General features: G+C 68.9%; 12 protein-coding genes. 8 read left to right on the top strand and 4 right to left on the bottom strand.

Annotation, left to right across the window (positions count from 1 at the left end; translation table 11 throughout):
- Nucleotides 1-35: 35 nt before the first annotated feature.
- From A5673_RS08380 to A5673_RS08365, 4 genes are all read left to right on the top strand, one after another.
- Nucleotides 36-1,523, top strand: coding sequence for an alpha/beta hydrolase family protein (locus A5673_RS08380; RefSeq protein WP_197518326.1), 1,488 nt, complete (start codon nt 36-38; stop codon nt 1,521-1,523).
- A gap of 148 nt (nt 1,524-1,671) precedes the next feature.
- Entirely contained in the window at nt 1,672-2,337 is a 666-nt protein-coding gene (locus tag A5673_RS08375; protein ID WP_068229756.1) for a TetR/AcrR family transcriptional regulator, read from the top strand.
- 95 nt (nt 2,338-2,432) lie between these two features.
- Complete coding sequence (locus tag A5673_RS08370) at nt 2,433-4,559, top strand: Rv1355c family protein (protein ID WP_068229745.1); 2,127 nt, start codon at nt 2,433-2,435, stop codon at nt 4,557-4,559.
- Between the two features lie 67 nt (nt 4,560-4,626).
- Nucleotides 4,627-6,510, top strand: coding sequence for a bifunctional diguanylate cyclase/phosphodiesterase (locus A5673_RS08365; RefSeq protein WP_068229742.1), 1,884 nt, complete (start codon nt 4,627-4,629; stop codon nt 6,508-6,510).
- A gap of 25 nt (nt 6,511-6,535) precedes the next feature.
- Here the strand turns inward: A5673_RS08365 and A5673_RS08360 are convergent, their stop codons facing one another.
- Nucleotides 6,536-7,135, bottom strand: coding sequence for a bifunctional 2-polyprenyl-6-hydroxyphenol methylase/3-demethylubiquinol 3-O-methyltransferase UbiG (locus tag A5673_RS08360; protein WP_068229754.1), 600 nt, complete (start codon nt 7,133-7,135; stop codon nt 6,536-6,538).
- Nucleotides 7,136-7,212: 77 nt separating this feature from the next.
- Between A5673_RS08360 and A5673_RS08355 the strand changes: the two genes are divergently transcribed.
- Entirely contained in the window at nt 7,213-8,283 is a 1,071-nt protein-coding gene (locus A5673_RS08355) for a diguanylate cyclase (RefSeq protein WP_068229739.1), read from the top strand.
- 19 nt (nt 8,284-8,302) lie between these two features.
- Here the strand turns inward: A5673_RS08355 and A5673_RS08350 are convergent, their stop codons facing one another.
- Nucleotides 8,303-9,676 (bottom strand): cytochrome P450, encoded by a 1,374-nt coding sequence (locus tag A5673_RS08350; protein WP_068229736.1) that lies wholly within the window; start codon nt 9,674-9,676, stop codon nt 8,303-8,305.
- A gap of 82 nt (nt 9,677-9,758) precedes the next feature.
- Complete coding sequence (locus A5673_RS08345) at nt 9,759-10,475, bottom strand: hypothetical protein (RefSeq protein ID WP_068229733.1); 717 nt, start codon at nt 10,473-10,475, stop codon at nt 9,759-9,761.
- 604 nt (nt 10,476-11,079) lie between these two features.
- Here A5673_RS08345 and A5673_RS08340 point away from each other — a divergent pair.
- From A5673_RS08340 to A5673_RS08330, 3 genes are read left to right on the top strand one after another with little or no spacing between them, the layout of a single operon-like run.
- On the top strand, nt 11,080-11,508 hold the full coding sequence (locus A5673_RS08340; protein WP_231970947.1) for a DUF6653 family protein: 429 nt from the start codon (nt 11,080-11,082) through the stop codon (nt 11,506-11,508).
- A gap of 9 nt (nt 11,509-11,517) precedes the next feature.
- Nucleotides 11,518-11,751 (top strand): hypothetical protein, encoded by a 234-nt coding sequence (locus tag A5673_RS08335; RefSeq protein WP_068229730.1) that lies wholly within the window; start codon nt 11,518-11,520, stop codon nt 11,749-11,751.
- Between the two features lie 2 nt (nt 11,752-11,753).
- Nucleotides 11,754-12,941, top strand: a complete 1,188-nt coding sequence (locus A5673_RS08330; RefSeq protein WP_068229727.1) for a winged helix DNA-binding domain-containing protein — start codon at nt 11,754-11,756, stop codon at nt 12,939-12,941.
- Between the two features lie 70 nt (nt 12,942-13,011).
- Here A5673_RS08330 and uvrA read toward each other — a convergent pair whose 3' ends face one another.
- Nucleotides 13,012-15,915: an excinuclease ABC subunit UvrA gene (gene uvrA, locus A5673_RS08325; RefSeq protein ID WP_068229751.1), complete on the bottom strand. Its 2,904-nt coding sequence runs from the start codon at nt 15,913-15,915 to the stop codon at nt 13,012-13,014.
- Between the last annotated feature and the right edge of the window lie 67 nt (nt 15,916-15,982).

Raw genomic sequence — 15,982 nt, 5'->3', positions numbered from 1 at the left:
CGATTAGGTTCCGGCGCGGTTAACGATCCATCACAATGAGTGACGTGACCGCCCCGATGCCCCTTCCCGCGGCGCCGTTGCTGGCGAGCAGCCACACGTCGCTGATGCACGGCTGGGTGCCCGCGACGGTCCAGGTCGGCGCCGCGGTGGTGCTGACGCTGGCGGTCGGCTGGCGGTCACGGCGCTGGCGGACGATCTGGCTGCCGCTGGCCGGCCTGGCCGGCGGCGCCATTGCCTATGTGACGCACTGGTATATCGTCGATCGCGGCCTGTCCGACGATCCGGCGCCATCGGCGCTGTGGGCGTGGATCGCGTTGACCGGCCTCGCCGCGGCGGTGCTGGTGCTCGGCTGGCGCAGCGCGCCGCCGTGGCGCCGCGGCGCGACAGTGCTCGCGGTGCCGCTGTGTTTGCTCTGCGCGGCACTGACGCTCAACCTGTGGGTGGGCTACTTCCCGACCGTGCAGGCGGCGTGGAACCAGCTCACCTCCGGGCCGCTGCCCGATCAGACCGACCCGGCCACCGTCACGGCGATGGTCGCAAAGCGGGCCCGGCCGTCGCACGGCAGCGTGGTCCCGGTCGTGATCCCTTCTGAGGCATCGCATTTCAAGCACCGCGGTGAACTCGTGTACCTGCCGCCCGAATGGTTCACCAGCAGCCCGCCGCCGGCGTTGCCGACGGTGATGATGATCGGCGGGCAGTTCAACACGCCCGCGGACTGGACGCGGGCGGGCAACGCGGTCAAGACCATCGACGACTTCGCGGCCGCGCACGCCGGCAAGGCGCCGGTGTTGGTGTTCGTGGACTCCGGGGGCGCGTTCAACAACGACACGGAATGCGTCAACGGCCCTCGCGGCAACGCCGCCGACCACCTCACCAAGGACGTTGTGCCATACATGGTTTCGAAGTTCGGCGTCAGCCCCGACCGGTCCAATTGGGGCGTTGCCGGCTGGTCGATGGGCGGTACCTGCGCCGTGGACCTGACCGTCATGCATCCCGACATGTTCAGCGCGTTCGTCGACGTCGCCGGCGACTTCTACCCCAATGCGGGCACCAAGGCCCAGACCATCGCCAGGCTGTTCGGCGGACACGGGGAGGCCTGGGCGGCGTTCGACCCGACCACGGTGATCAACCGGCACGGCCCGTACCGCGACGTGGCCGGCTGGTTCGCCATCTCCTCGAACGGCCCGCCGGCGCCGCGGCGCGACCTGCCGGTAACCGACGCCGGCGCAATGCGTCTGGTCAGTCGTGACGCCGCGGCCAACCCGAGCAACCAGACGGCCGCCGCGTATGCGCTGTGCGCGCTCGGCCGCGCCAACGGCATCGACTGCGCGGTGCTCCCCCAGCCCGGCAAGCACGATTGGCCGTTTGCGGACCGGGCCTTCGCGGCCGCGCTGCCGTGGCTGGCCGGCCGCCTCGGCACCCCCGGGGTCACGCGGACCCCGCTGCCCAGCGCGTCCGCCCCGTCGGCGCCGCCCAGCCAGGTGGTGGTCCCGGCCGAGCGTTCCAGCACCGCCGGCAGGTAGCCGTAGCCCCGGCCTCTCGAGGCGCTCATCGAAGAAGGTTCCCATCCGACGCCTGCTCTGGCGCAACGCAACTGCCCCGGAAGCGATACGCGGATACGGTAATCCGATACCCACATATCGGGACGCCATGTGGGTGTATTGTCCGGCCGTGGGAACCACCCGGCTGTTTCCGTACGAGCCGCCCGAGCCGCCCGAGCCGTCGGCCAAGGAGCGGATACGTGACGCCGCGCTGGGCTGCTTTGGCCTTCGCGGTATCGCCGCCACGCCGCTGCGCACGGTCGCCGAGACCGCGGATGTTTCGATTGGACTGGTGCAGCACCACTTCCGCACCAAGGCAGCGCTGATCGCCGCCGTCGATCAGTACGTGCTGCAAGTGGTCGGTGAGGCGCTCAAACCGAGAACGCTGCCCGGGGCGCCCTCCGACGGACTCAACGAAGCCGGGCGCCGGCTGATCGCACTGATGGTGGAACGTCCCGACGTGATGACCTATCTCGGGCGCGCGCTCGCCGAGGGCGGCGCGTTCGGCTCGGTCATCTTCGAGGGCCTGCTGGGTATCAGTACCGCACAGCGCGAACATTTCGTGGCACAAGGCAATACACAACCGGACCTCGACCCGGATTGGGCGGCGATCAACGTGGTGATCCTGCGCGTCGGCGCCGTGATTCTGCATCCCTACATCGAGCTCTACCTGGGCAACTCGTTCTTCACCGAGCCGCAGCTGCGACGCTGGGACGCCTCGGTCACCAGCCTGCTGCGACACGGCCTGTTCCTCGAGGACACCGAACGCCCGGCCGGGGACATCGTGACCGAGTGAGCGATCGACGATCGCTTATTGCCCGCGTCACATTTTCCGTCTGAGCGCAACGTCTGAGCCGCCGAGCCACCGGCAGGTGCTATACACAAACCACCATGGACGCGTCCGAGAAATCCGCCTACATCGCGCAGATTCTCGACCCCGGCGATCCCGGCGACAGTTCGGTGTTGCAACGGCTCCGAGCCGACCCCACCGTGGAGTTCATCGACCACCGCGCAGCGCAGCTGGCCAACCTGCGCGGCCTGCGGCCCGCCCCGGATGCCGAGCTGCTAGCGGAAGGCGGTCGGTGGGCGTACTACCCCTGGCGGCGCGCGGTCGTGGCGGTGCTCGGCCCGCGCGGGTACCGCGCGGTGCGCCTCGACCGCAACCGCAACAACATCACCCCGGCCGAACAGGAACAGCTCGGCCGGCTGCGCATCGGTGTGGCCGGCCTCAGCGTCGGCCACGTGATCGCGCATACGCTGGCCGCGCAGGGCTTGTGCGGCGGCCTGCGCCTGGCCGATTTCGATCACCTCGAGTTGTCGAACCTGAATCGGGTGCCCGCCAGCGTGTTCGACATCGGCGTCAACAAGGCTTGTGTGGCCGCGCGCAGGATCGCCGAACTCGACCCGTACCTACCGGTCGAGGTCGTTGACGCCGGCCTGACGTTCGACACCGTCGACGCGTTCGTGGACGGGCTCGACATCGTGATCGAAGAATGCGATTCGCTCGACATGAAGGCCGTCCTGCGGGAAGGCGCCCGCGCCCGCCGCATCCCGGTGTTGATGGCGACCAGCGACCGCGGGCTCGTGGATGTGGAGCGCTTCGATCACGAGCCGCAGCGCCCGATCCTGCACGGTCTGCTCGGCGACCTCGACATCGGATTGCTGCCCGGCATGAGCAGCCGCGAAAAGGTCCCGCATATCCTGCGACACCTTGAGGCGGAACGACTTTCGCCGCGGGCCGCCGCTTCATTGGTAGAGATCGACCGCACCGTGTCAACCTGGCCCCAGCTCGCCTCCGACGTGGTGCTGGGCGCGTCGGCCTTGGCGGAAGGCGTGCGCAGGATCGGGCTCGGCGAACAACTGCGCTCGGGCCGCACGCGCGTCGACATCGCCTGGGCGCTCGACCAACTCGACGAGCCAGACATGGCCCGGCACCGCCCGGCGCCGGCAGAACACCACGAGCCGGCGGAGCTACCCGGGATACCCGGCAGTATCGCCGCCGCGGCGATCCGCGCGCCGTCGGGCGGAAACGTTCAGCCCTGGTACGTTCAGGCCGGACCCAGCAGCATCACCATCGACCTTGCCGCGCAACACACTTCGACCATGGACGTCGGCTTTCGCGGCAGCGCCGTCGCGGTCGGCGCCGCGCTCCTGAACGCCAGGATCGCCGCGTCGGCGCAGCACGTCCTGGGCCCCACCGCGCTGATTGATCACGTCGACGGAACGCCGTTGCGCGCCACCCTGACATTGGCCGACGGCTCCGACCCCACGCTCGCCGAGCTCTATCAACCGATGCTCGAGCGCTCGACCAACCGCCACCACGGCAGCCCTCGACCGTTGGACGCGACGACCGTCGAGTCGCTCACCGCCGCAGCGCAACGGGAGGGCGCGCGGCTCCGCCTGATCACCGCGAGGGACGACATCGCGCACGCGGCAACGATTCTCGCCGCATCCGACCGCACCCGTTACCTGACGCCGCACCTGCACCGAGAGATGGTGTCGGAATTGCGCTGGCCCGGCGACGCCGATCCCGACACCGGCATCGAGGTGCGGAGCCTCGAGCTGGATGCCGGTGATCTGGAATTGCTCGAGATCCTGCGCCGCCCGGATGTCATGGCGCACCTGGCCCGTTGGGACGCGGGCAGCGCGCTCGGCGAGGAAACCCGCGACCGGATACTTTCCAGTTCGGCCCTGGCCGTCGTCAGTGTGCCCGGACGGGAGCTGAGTGACTACGCCACGGGGGGCTCCGCCGTCGAGCTGGTCTGGATCATCGCCCAGCAGCACGGGCTCGCCGTACAGCCCGTCTCGCCAGTCTTCCTCTACGCCCACACGCGCGCCGACTTCGACGAGCTGTCACCCCAGTTCGCCGATCAGCTAACACAGTTGCAGCGTGACTTCCGGGGTCTGGCCGCCATACCCGCGGAAGAATCCATCGTGCTGGTGCTGCGGTTCACCGTCGGGCCCCCGGCATCGGCGCCGAGCCGACGCAGCCTGGACAGGGCGCGGGTGCAGAGTTGAGCGAATCATTGCTAGACGCGCTATGTAATACCGGCATCGCGCCCCAGTTACGGCTACGGTAAAGGCAATGTCGGGCGCACTGGACCACCTGGTCACCGCTGCTGCCGCCGAGTTGATGGCGGCCAGTGCGGCTGACTCTGCCGCGATCAGTCAGCGGGTGCTCGGCAACCTGGTGAGCGACCTGGGCGTCGACTTCAGCTTCCTGCGCCACAACGATCACACGATCCGCGCCACCGTGCTCGTCGCCGAGTGGCCGCCGCGCAACGCCGACCCGGACCCGATTGGCGTGGTGTATTTCGCCGACGCCGACTCGGTCTTCACGAGGGCCGAAAACCTCAAGGTTCCGGAAGTGGTGCGCCCCGAGGCCGCAAACGCCGACTACCAGAGCAATATCGACGAAGGCACCGGATGGGGTGCGGTCTCCCTTGCGGCCGTCCCGCTGCTGTCAGGGGACGTGACGACGGGCACCCTGGCCTTCGGCAAGGTCGGCGACCGCGAATGGCTACCGGAAGAGCTCAATGCGCTGCAGGCGGTCGCCGCGCTCTTCGCGCAGCTGCAGGCCCGCATCGTCGCCGAGGAACAACTTCACTACCTTGCCGAGCATGACGACCTCACCGGGCTGCTGAACCGCCGGGCACTCATCGCCTACCTCGACAAGCGGCTGGCCGAGGGGCAGCCGGGCGCCGTCTCGGTGGTGTTCCTTGCGCTGGACCGGTTCAAGGTGATCAACGAACGCCTCGGGCAAAACGCGGGCGACCGGTTCATCGAGGCCTTCGCCGCGCTGCTGCGCGCGGCCACCGACGTTCCCTCGGTGATCGCCCGCTTCGGCGGCGACGAATTCGTCGTCGTGCCGGCCGCATCCATGGACGTCGAGGCCGCCGAGGCGTTCGCGCAATCGATACACACCCGGGTTCAGCGCCAGGTCGTGATCGACGGCGAGATGCTCAGTCGCACCGTGAGTATCGGCGTCGCGACCGGTGTACCGGGGTCGGAGAGCACGTCCGATCTGTTGCGCCGAGTCGACCAGGCCACCCGGACGGCCAAGAGTTCCGGCGGTAACAAGGTCGCGATCTTCAGCCCGGAGATGTCCAGGACGGACATGATCCGCAACGACATCGAGCTGTACCTGGAAGGGATTATCGACAGCGACAGCGACGCGCTGGTGCTGCACTACCTCCCCGAGTTCGACATGCGCACCGGCGAGATCCTCGGCACGGAAGCGCTCATCCGTTGGCAACACCCCACTTTGGGGCTGTTGATGCCGGATTCGTTCATCCAGGTCGTGGAATCGATCAATCTGGGCGCAAAGCTCGGCCGCCTGGTAATCCGTTCGGCGTGTGCGCAGTTCGGGCTGTGGCAATCGCGCGGCGTCGGGCACGGCGCCGTGCTGCGCATCAACGTCTCGCCCGTGCAGCTCGTCACCGAAGGCATCGTCGACACCGTCGCGACGACCCTCGAGGAGTTCGGCCTCGATCCCAGCACGGTGTGCCTGGAGATCACCGAAAGCGTCGTGGTGCAAGACATCGACGCGACCCGCAAGACGCTGTTTGGATTGAAGGACATCGGTGTGCGGATCGCCATCGACGACTTCGGCACCGGCTACAGTGTGCTGACTTATCTGAAGTCTCTCCCCGTCGACGGGCTCAAGATCGACAAGGGGTTTGTCCACCATCTCGACACCAATGCCGGTGATCTGGCCATCGTGCGCTCGACGCTGGCACTGGCCGACGCCTTCGGGCTCGAGGTCGTGGCCGAAGGCGTCGAAACCGTGGCGGCCGCCAAAACGCTGCTGTCCCTGGGTTGCTCTCGCGCGCAAGGGTTTCTGCTGTCCCGCCCGCTCGACAGCGCGGCCATGGAGTCGTTGCTCGCCAGGCGCGTCATCCCGATGGACTTCTCCGACGCGCGCGAAGCGCCGCAGCCCGACGGACCGGGGAGAAAGGACGTTGTCTAAGCCTGCGGCAAGCGGCGACCAACCTTCACGGGCGGCGCTGAAACAGGTAGTAGTACGTCGGGGTCTTGTCGTCGAGCTCCCGCTCGTCGCCCGTGGACAACAGCGTCCACCCGGCGGCGAATCGTCGTTCCATTTCGGCGTGATCGATGCCCGGCACGCCGAACCTCCCGCCGGGAGGAAACGCGACGATGTACAGCTTGGCGTCGGGCGCCGCCACGGAGCTGACTTCGCGGACGTACGCCTCACGGTCGGCACCGCTCATGTTGTGGATGCAGCCGTTGTCGACGATCAGGTCAAAGCCGGTACCGATCCCCTCCTGACTCAACCGCGTGACGTCGGCACGGGCGAAGTTGACCGACGCATCCGCCGCGCGGGCCTTGGCGCGGGCCTTCTCGAGCGGCTTTTCGACATAGTCGACCCCGGTGACCTTCCACCCGTGTTGCGCCAGGTAAATCGCGCAATCCCCGGTACCGCAGCCGACGTCCAACACCGAGCCCGTGGGCAGCGCGGCCGTGTCGGGAGTTCCCTCGATCAGATCCCGCAGACCCTGCCCGATCGCGTGACCATCCCACGGCGTAAAACCGACCCGATAGAAAAATCGAAATCGCGTGTGTCGAGAAGCCATGGCCGCAATCATGGCATTCCCGCTCGCGGCGCGCGCCGCGACCGCGGGCGCGGCCGCGAAGAAGGGGTCGCTGACCGATGTCACGGCTGAGGGCGTGGTGGAACCAGCCCGACCAGTACGACTGGACCACGACGTTCCTGCGCCAGCGCGGGATGCTGCGTCCGGCGCGGACAATCATGGCCGCCATCGCGGGCTCGTCGGCGCTGGTGCCACTGACCGTGCTGCCGAGCCAACACCATCCCAGCGCCGTCGAAGTGATCACCGGCGCGCTCGCCGCCGCGTTCACCGCAGGCGTGACCGCGTTGTGGTTGACGCGCTGGCCGACGCGCCGGCAGTCGCAGTTCGGCGTCGCGATGGGCGCGCTGTGCGTCGGCGGGTGGAGCGTCGTGCAGCCCACCGCGGCCCTGGCCGCCCTGGCTTGCACCGCCATGGCCATCACCGGCAGTTACATCGCGCTGTTCCACGGCCCCCGGCTGCTGGTGTTCAACGGCGCCGTCGCCGTCGCGGTCACCACGGCGGCGGTGCTGAGGCTGACCCGAGAGGCCAACGTGGCCAGCGCGGCCTCCGCGTTCTGGCTCAACATCTTTCTCAATCTGTGGCTGCCCCTTGGGGTTTGGGGTATCTCGCGCGCCATGGGAACGTATGCCCTTCGCTCCCAAGAGGATTCCCTGACTGGCCTGCTGAACCGCCGGGCGTTCACCGACGAGGTCGGCAGCCGGTTGACGAATCCGCCGCCGGGGCACAGTCACCTGGTGGTGGTGATGGTCGACCTCGACAACTTCAAACGCATCAACGACACCCACGGCCATTCGGCCGGGGACCGCGTCCTGCGGGAAGTGGCCGGCCTGCTGCGGGCGCGCACCCCCTCCGACGCGGTCATCTGCCGCGCCGGAGGGGAAGAATTCCTGGTCGCGCTGACCTCGGCGACCCCGGACGTCGCCCCATTGGCCACCGAGTTCTGCACCGCGCTCGCCGAGTTGTCCCCCGAGATAACGGCCAGCATCGGCACCGCCAGCGCCGAGCTGCGCCTGCTCACCGGGGGCGACGTGGCGTGGCTCGTCGACGAGCTGATCATCATCGCCGACACCGCGATGTATGCCGCCAAACGTCGCGGCGGAAACCAGGCTCACCACGGCGTGCGGGCCTAGCGCCGGCGCGTCGTGCCGGTCAGTGACGCAGCCGTACCCTGGCCATGATCGGAGCCGCCGCCACCATGGTGAACGGCACGGCCAGCGGGAAATCAGCCGACGTGGACTCGATTTCGACGCGGCGAACGATGGTCGCCAGCGCCAGCGTGGCCTCCAGCATCGCGAAGTGATCACCGATGCACGAGCGCGGCCCGCCGCCGAATGGAACGTATTGCCAACGGTCGCGGCCTTGATCGCGCTCTGGGCTGAATCGGTCCGGGTCGAAGCGCAGCGGGTCGTCCCACAGGCTCGGATCGGTCTGCACCGCCATCCTGCCGAACGCCAGCATGGTGCCGGCCTCGACGCGGTAGCCCGCGACTTCGACGTCGCGCGTCGCCATGCGCGTTCCGGTCGGCCCCGGCGGGCACAGCCGCAGCGCCTCCTGCAGGACCCGGACCGTGAACCCAAGCCGGGCTACGTCGTCGGGGGTGAGCTGGCGGTCGCCGAGCTCGGCGACTTCGGCCGCCACCCGCGCCTGCACGTCGGGATGGCGACCCAGCGCCCACAACGCGTACGTCAGGGTCGTCGCCGTCGTGTCGTGGCCGGCGAACAAGAAGATGATCATCTCGTCGCGGATCTCGGTGTCGGTCAACGACTGCCCGGTTTCCGGGTCGGTTGCCGCGATGAGCGCGTGGACCAGCGGCGCCTCCCGGTCGGTGTCGGCGCGACACGCCTGCAGGATCTCGTCGGCGAGCTCGCGAATCGTCCGGGCCGCCGCCCGGGCGCGCCGGCGCGCCGGGGTGGGCATCCACTCCGGCGCGCGCAGCGGCCGAATGGCCCGCCTTACCGCGTAACTCGTGGCCACCCGCAACGGTTCGGCGATCGCGTCGGAGCGCTCATCGAGGTCCAATCCCAGCACCGAGCGACCCAGCGCCCGCAAGGTCAGCGTCCGGCATTGCGCGTCCAGGTCGATCTCGGCGCCGTCCCCCCACGTGGCGCACACTGTTTCGGCGGCCTCCGCCATGTGTCCGCCGAACTGGCGGACCCGCTGGCGGGTGAACACCGGCTGCAGGGTCCTTCGGCGGGGCAACCACTCGGTGTGGGGCAGCACGAACAGGTTCCCGCCCAGCAGCCGGCGCAGCTCGGTGGCCACCGTGCTCGTCTTGTCGACGGAACCGTCGCGCACACTGACGATGTCGCGAATGCCCCCCGGTGAGGTCGCCAGCACGATCGGCGGGATCAGCCAGCGCGGTCCCAGCGTGACCCGGGTGACCGGTCCGCCGGCGTCGCGAAGCTTGTTCGTGCCGGTGTGGAATTCCCGGATCGCCTTCAAGCGTTCGCGATACGGAAGCGGATTTTTCGGGGCCAACGGCAGCGCGGCGACGTCCCGCACGGGCCGGTCGGTGACGGACACCCCTCGACCCTAGACCGTCGGGGGCGCTGGTCGAATTCCGCGTGGTGCCAGCGAAATAGGCGTCCTGAGCGCGCGCCGTACCCTAAGCCGAAGCACGACGAAGGATGACCGCGTCCTCGGCGCACATCAGCTTGTATTGATCGGGCTCGGCGTGCGTGGCGATGGTCCGGCGATCCCACCACATGACTTTGGTTCGGTAGTCGTCAGTGGGATAGGCGGCCGCCGGTATCCGCGAGGCCACCACGCCCCCGGATGATTGCCACTGTTCCAAGACGTGGGCCGCCGCGGTGGCCATGACGAACTGGGCACCCATCAGCGTCATCGTCGGTAGCGCGGTGCGGGCCAACACCCTGGAGAGCGCTCGGCTGCCGTACTGCTGGGAATTGGCCCAGGCGCTCTTGACCTCGACGACACCGAACGGGATGCGGTTGGCGATCATGTAGCGCAGCACGGCAGCGCCGGGGTTGCCGCTCCACTCCTCGAGCGCGTGCGAGTCCTCGGGCGCGCGCAGCGGCCCCACGACGCGGGTTCCTCCGACGACCCGGCCCTCCGGATCGGTCGCGGCGAAGAACAGCGCCGTGTCGGCGCCGTCCCGGACCGCGTCGACGTCGAGCACCCACTCCAGCCCGTGCCGGCGATAGCTCTGAAACGCGCCGTCGAGGTATTGGTCCCACAGCTCAGGCTGCGCCTGCGGCGTCGACGCCGTGACCCGGCATCCCGTCGCGTCGTCCCGCCATCCCCAACTGCCCTCCAGCCAAGGGCCATCGGTCGCCCTTCGTGCCAGCTGAGCCGCTTCCATAGTTGTCCCTTCATTCCCGATCTGTGCTGCTCGGATCATTTATGCGCACGCTCTTGAAGTATTTCGTTATCTCAGCGCAATAAATTACCGCCCCAATTGCGCGATGGATCCCCGCTTGTCGTGACGACACCGCCGCTTTAGCCGAGATCATTGTCCACATTCCTGAACTACTGTGAACGAAAATTTGCCTGTAACGGTACAGCGGTGTTCCCTGCGCCGCGGACCAGGTGATCGCCGCGTGGGATGCATTTCGGTTAACCACGTGTGTACGCGTCCGCGTGGCTGGGTCCGAACGGGACCATTAGGCCTGTTCGAAGCCCCTCGGCCCCTTCTCACTTAGATGATTTAACCGGACGAAGCTGGCTGCTTCTAGTTCCAATTTTTCCGCGTGGCGCCGGCCGGGCGCTGCGGGGTTAGCTGGTTTCTGACCGCGCGCATCGACTCCGGCGACCACAAATGGGCGAAGTTGTCGCGGCGGTCCCCGGAAGACAACGAATTTCGCCCGACACAATTTTGCAGAGGCGTTTAGGCCGCCACCCAAATCGATCGGGCGGCGGGCGGCGGAACTTCGCCAAACGCCGGGCCGGGGCGCACACTCGAAACCGTGACCCCACCCTCGCCCGCCGCCCGCCTCGGGCGCGTGATCTTTGCGCGCCACTGCAATCCGTGGAGCGCCTGGACGCGCTGGGCGAGCACGCCGCTGATCCTGGTGCCCGTGTGGACGCGGCGCTACAGCCATGCGGCGTTGGTCGCGCTGTGGTTCGCCGCCAACCCGTTCGTCTTCGGCAAGCCGGCGCACGAACGCGCCTGGTCAACCAGGGCGATGCTGGGCGAGGAACTCTGGATCGGCCGTCGGCCCCGGGACGCGGCCATGCTCGTCAGCGCGCTGACCTCCGCGGCCGCGTTGAGCACCGTCGTCGCCGCCCGGCGCCGTCGCCGCGTGCCGGCGGCGATCGCGCTCGCGGTGCAGATGGGCCTCACCCTGGTGTATTGGCAGCAGATGGTGCGCTATTTCGACCGCCAGGCGCAGTAGCGTGACGGGATGCCCGACGAACCGACGCCTCCCGACCCCGGGTACGACGCCGCCGGCGTGCCGACCTTCGATTCCGTCCGGGAGAAAATCGAGTCCCGCTACGCGACGGCGGAGGGAGCGGCCGAGCTCGACGCCGGCACGGCGGAAGGCCGTTCGGTCGAAGAGCAGTACGAGCAGCGCGAGCGCGCGGCGGCGGAGCGGCTGAGGCAGATCCGGGAGTCGATGCGCTCCGACGAGGGTTGAGGGTGCGGACCTTTACCATCGACGAGCGGCGTAACCGCTTGGCGCGCAGGCATTTCCTTTCCGCGGGCGACCCGCTGCCGCTGACGCGGCTGATCGCCGGGCTGGTCGGGCTGCACGCGACCGACCCCACCACCCCGTACCTGTCGCTGTGGGCGCGCTACCCGGGATTTGCGACCGCCGACCTCGAGCTGCAGCTGTACCGGAAACGCGCCGCGGTCAGGCAGCTGGCGATGCGACGGACGCTGTGGCTGGTCACCAGCGACGACCTGCCCATGATCCAGTCGGCGGCCAGCGCGCGGGTCGCCGAGAACGAACGGCGCCGGCTGGCAGCCGACGTGCGCAAGGCCGGGGTGGCCGCGGACGGCGAGCGCTGGCTCGACCGCGCGTGTTCGGCGGTGGTGCGCCATCTCGATGACCGCGGGCCGGCCAGCAGCACCGAACTGCGGGCCGCGCTGCCCGAGCTGGCCGGGAGCTACGACCCGGCTCCCGGAAAGCGTTGGGGCGGCCAGGTTCCGCTGGCCCCGCGGGTGCTGACCGTGCTCTCCGCGCGGGGCGAGATCGTGCGCGGGCCGAATGACGGGGCTTGGACGACGTCGCGGCCGCGCTGGGCCCTCACCGGCGACTGGCTCGACACGCCAGTGCAGGCCCCACCCGCGCTCGCCGCGCGGGCGGACCTGACCCGCCGCTGGCTGGCGGCCTTCGCGCCCGCCACCGCCGCCGACCTCAAGTGGTGGCTGGGCGCCACGCTGACCGCGACCCGCAAGGCCCTGAGCGACGTCGGCGCGGTGGAAGTCGAGCTGCAGGGCAGCCCCGACGGCACCGGCTGGGCGCTGCCCGAGGACCTCGACCCCGAGCCCGAGGCGCCGCCATGGTGCGCCTTGCTGCCCGCGCTGGACGTCACCACCATGGGCTGGTTCCAGCGGGAGTGGTATCTCGGGGAGCATCGCGGCCAGGTGTTCGACCGCAACGGCAACGCGGGGCCCACCGCGTGGTGGAACGGGCGGGTGGTGGGCGGCTGGTATCAAGACGACGGCGCCCGAGTCCGGGTGCAGCTCCTCGAGGATCCCGGTCGCGACGCGCGGCGCGCCCTGCAGCGCCGCGCCGACGAGCTCACCGCGTGGCTGGACGGCGTGCGGATCAGCCCCCGCTTCCCGTCGCCGCTGTCGAAAGCCGGCACGGTGTCCGGCTGATCGAGCCTGCGCTCAGAGCGCCAAAATCGCGAAAGTGAAGCGCTGGGCGCAGTCTCGACGCCCCGGCCACTCAGGCGGTGACTTTGCGACGGCGCGTCGCGCGCCGCGGCGGCTCGGCCCGGCCTACCACCTCGGCGAGGAACTTGCCCGTGTAGCTTTCCGGAACGGCCGCGACGTCCTCCGGGCTGCCTTGGGCGACAACGGTTCCGCCCTCGGCGCCGCCCTCGGGGCCCATGTCGACGATCCAGTCCGACGTCTTGATGACGTCCAGGTTGTGTTCGATGACGATGACCGTATTGCCTTTGTCGACAAGGCCGTTGATGACCTTGAGCAGCTTACGGATGTCGTCGAAATGCAGCCCGGTGGTGGGCTCGTCGAGGATGTAGATGGTGCGCCCGGTGGAGCGCTTCTGCAGCTCGGCGGCCAGCTTGACGCGCTGTGCCTCACCGCCGGACAGCGTCGGGGCGGGCTGGCCGAGCCGGACGTAGCCCAGCCCGACGTCGACGAGCGTGCGCAGGTAGCGGTGAATTCCGGTGATCGGCTCGAAGAACTCCGCGGCCTCCTCGATCGACATGTCCAGCACCTCGGAGATGGTCTTGCCCTTGTAGTGCACCTCCAGCGTTTCCCGGTTGTACCGGGCGCCGTGGCAGACCTCGCACGGCACGTACACGTCGGGCAGGAAGTTCATCTCGATCTTGATGGTGCCGTCGCCCGTGCACGCCTCGCAGCGGCCGCCCTTGACGTTGAACGAGAACCGGCCCGGCTGATACCCGCGGACCTTGGCCTCGGTGGTGGCCGCGAACAGCGTGCGGATCTTGTCGAACACCCCGGTGTAGGTGGCCGGGTTGGACCGCGGCGTGCGGCCGATCGGCGACTGGTCGACCCGCACCAGCTTGTCCAGGTGGTCCAGGCCCGTGACCCGGGTGTGCCGGCCCGGGACCTGCCGGGCGCCGTTGAGCCGGTTGGCCAGCACCGTGGCCAGGATGTCGTTGACCAGTGTCGACTTGCCGGAGCCGGACACCCCCGTCACCGAGGTCAGCACCCCGAGCGGGAACGACACGTCGATGCCGCGCAGGTTGTGCTCGCGGGCGCCGACGACGGTGAGCTGGCGGCGCCGGTCGACGGGCCGGCGGATCGCGGGGATCTCGATGCTCTCCTTGCCCGACAGGTAGGCGCCGGTGATCGAGTCCTTGTTGGCCAGCAGGTCGGCGTAGGTTCCGCTGTGCACGATCTCGCCGCCGTGCTCGCCGGCCCGGGGGCCGATGTCGACGATCCAGTCGGCGTGCGCGATGGTGTCCTCGTCGTGCTCGACGACGATCAGGGTGTTGCCCAAATCCCTTAAGCGGGTGAGTGTTTCAATGAGCCGACGGTTGTCGCGCTGGTGCAGGCCGATGGACGGCTCGTCGAGCACATAGAGCACGCCCACCAGGCCGGAGCCGATCTGGGTGGCGAGCCGGATGCGTTGGGCCTCACCGCCGGACAGCGTGGCCGCCGCGCGCGACAGCGACAGGTAGTCCAGCCCGACGTCGAGCAAAAAGCCCAGCCGCGACTGGATCTCCTTGAGCACCTGCCCCGCGATCGCCTGCTCGCGCGTCCCGAGGGTGAGCGCGTTCAGGAAGTCCGAGCAGTCCGAGATGGACAGTTCGCACACCTCGGCGATGGACTTCTTGCCGCGCCCCCCGGCGGACAGCGAGACCGCGAGGATCTCCGGCTTGAGCCGGGTGCCCTCGCACACCGGGCAGGGCACGTCGCGCATGAAGCCCTCGTAGCGCTCCTTCATCTGCTCGGACTCGGTCTGCGCCATCTTGCGCTGCAGGAACGCCAACACGCCCTCGAAGTCGGCGTAGTACGAGCGGGTGCGGCCGTAGCGGTTGCGATACCGCACGTGCACCTGGTGATCGGAGCCCTCGAGGATCGCCTTGCGGGCCTTGGCCGGCAGCTTGCGCCACGGGGTGTCGACGTCGAAGCCCAGCTCGTCGCCGAGCCCGGCCATCATGCGGGTGAAGTACTCCGCGGTGTGGCCCGTCGACCATGGCGCCACCGCGCCCTCGGCCAGGGTGCGCTCCGGGTCGGGCACCACCAGGTCCGGGTCGACCTCCTTGCGAATGCCCAGGCCGGTGCACTCCGGGCAGGCGCCGTAGGGCGAGTTGAACGAGAAGGACCGCGGTTCCAGGTCGTCGACCGCCAGCGCGTGCCCGTTGGGGCAGGCGAGCTTCTCGGAGAACCGCTGTTCCCGGTTGTGGGCGTCGTGTTCGTGGTCGACGAACTCGAGCACCACGATGCCGTCGGCCAGGTTCAGCGCGGTCTCCACCGAGTCGGTGAGCCGCTGCTTGGCGCTGGCCTTGACGGTGAGGCGGTCGACCACCACCTCGATGTCGTGCTTCTCCTGCTTCTTCAGCTTGGGCGGATCGGTCAGCGAATGCACCACGCCGTCGACCCGTACCCGGCTGTAGCCCTGGGCGTTCAGCTTCTCGAACAGGTCGGCGAACTCGCCCTTGCGGGTGCGCACCACGGGGGCGAGCACCTGGAAGCGGGTGCCCTCCGGCATCGCCAGCACCTGGTCGACGATTTGCTGGGGCGTCTGGCGGGCGATCCGCTCGCCGCACACCGGGCAGTGCGGGGTGCCCGCGCGGGCGTACAGCAGCCGCAGGTAGTCGTAGACCTCGGTGATGGTCCCGACGGTCGACCGCGGGTTGCGGTTGGTCGACTTCTGGTCGATCGACACCGCCGGGGACAGGCCCTCGATGAAGTCGACGTCCGGCTTGTCCATCTGCCCCAGGAACTGGCGGGCGTAGGCCGACAGCGACTCGACGTAGCGGCGCTGGCCCTCGGCGAAGATGGTGTCGAACGCCAGCGACGACTTGCCCGACCCGGACAGCCCGGTGAACACGATCAACGCGTCGCGCGGCAGGTCGAGGTCGACGCCCCGCAGGTTGTGCTCGCGGGCGCCCTTGACGATGAGGCGGTCAGCCACGCTGCCCTCTTTCAAGTGGATCTTTTACGTGCTGCAGCCGTTGATGCGCACGGCGCATTCCATGCTA

The sequence above is a fragment of the Mycobacterium sp. E3198 genome (assembly GCF_001667015.1).
Classification (GTDB): Bacteria; Actinomycetota; Actinomycetes; order Mycobacteriales; family Mycobacteriaceae; genus Mycobacterium.
The sequence above is the reverse complement of the archived record's forward strand: the minus strand, read 5'-3'. Positions and strand labels throughout refer to the sequence as shown.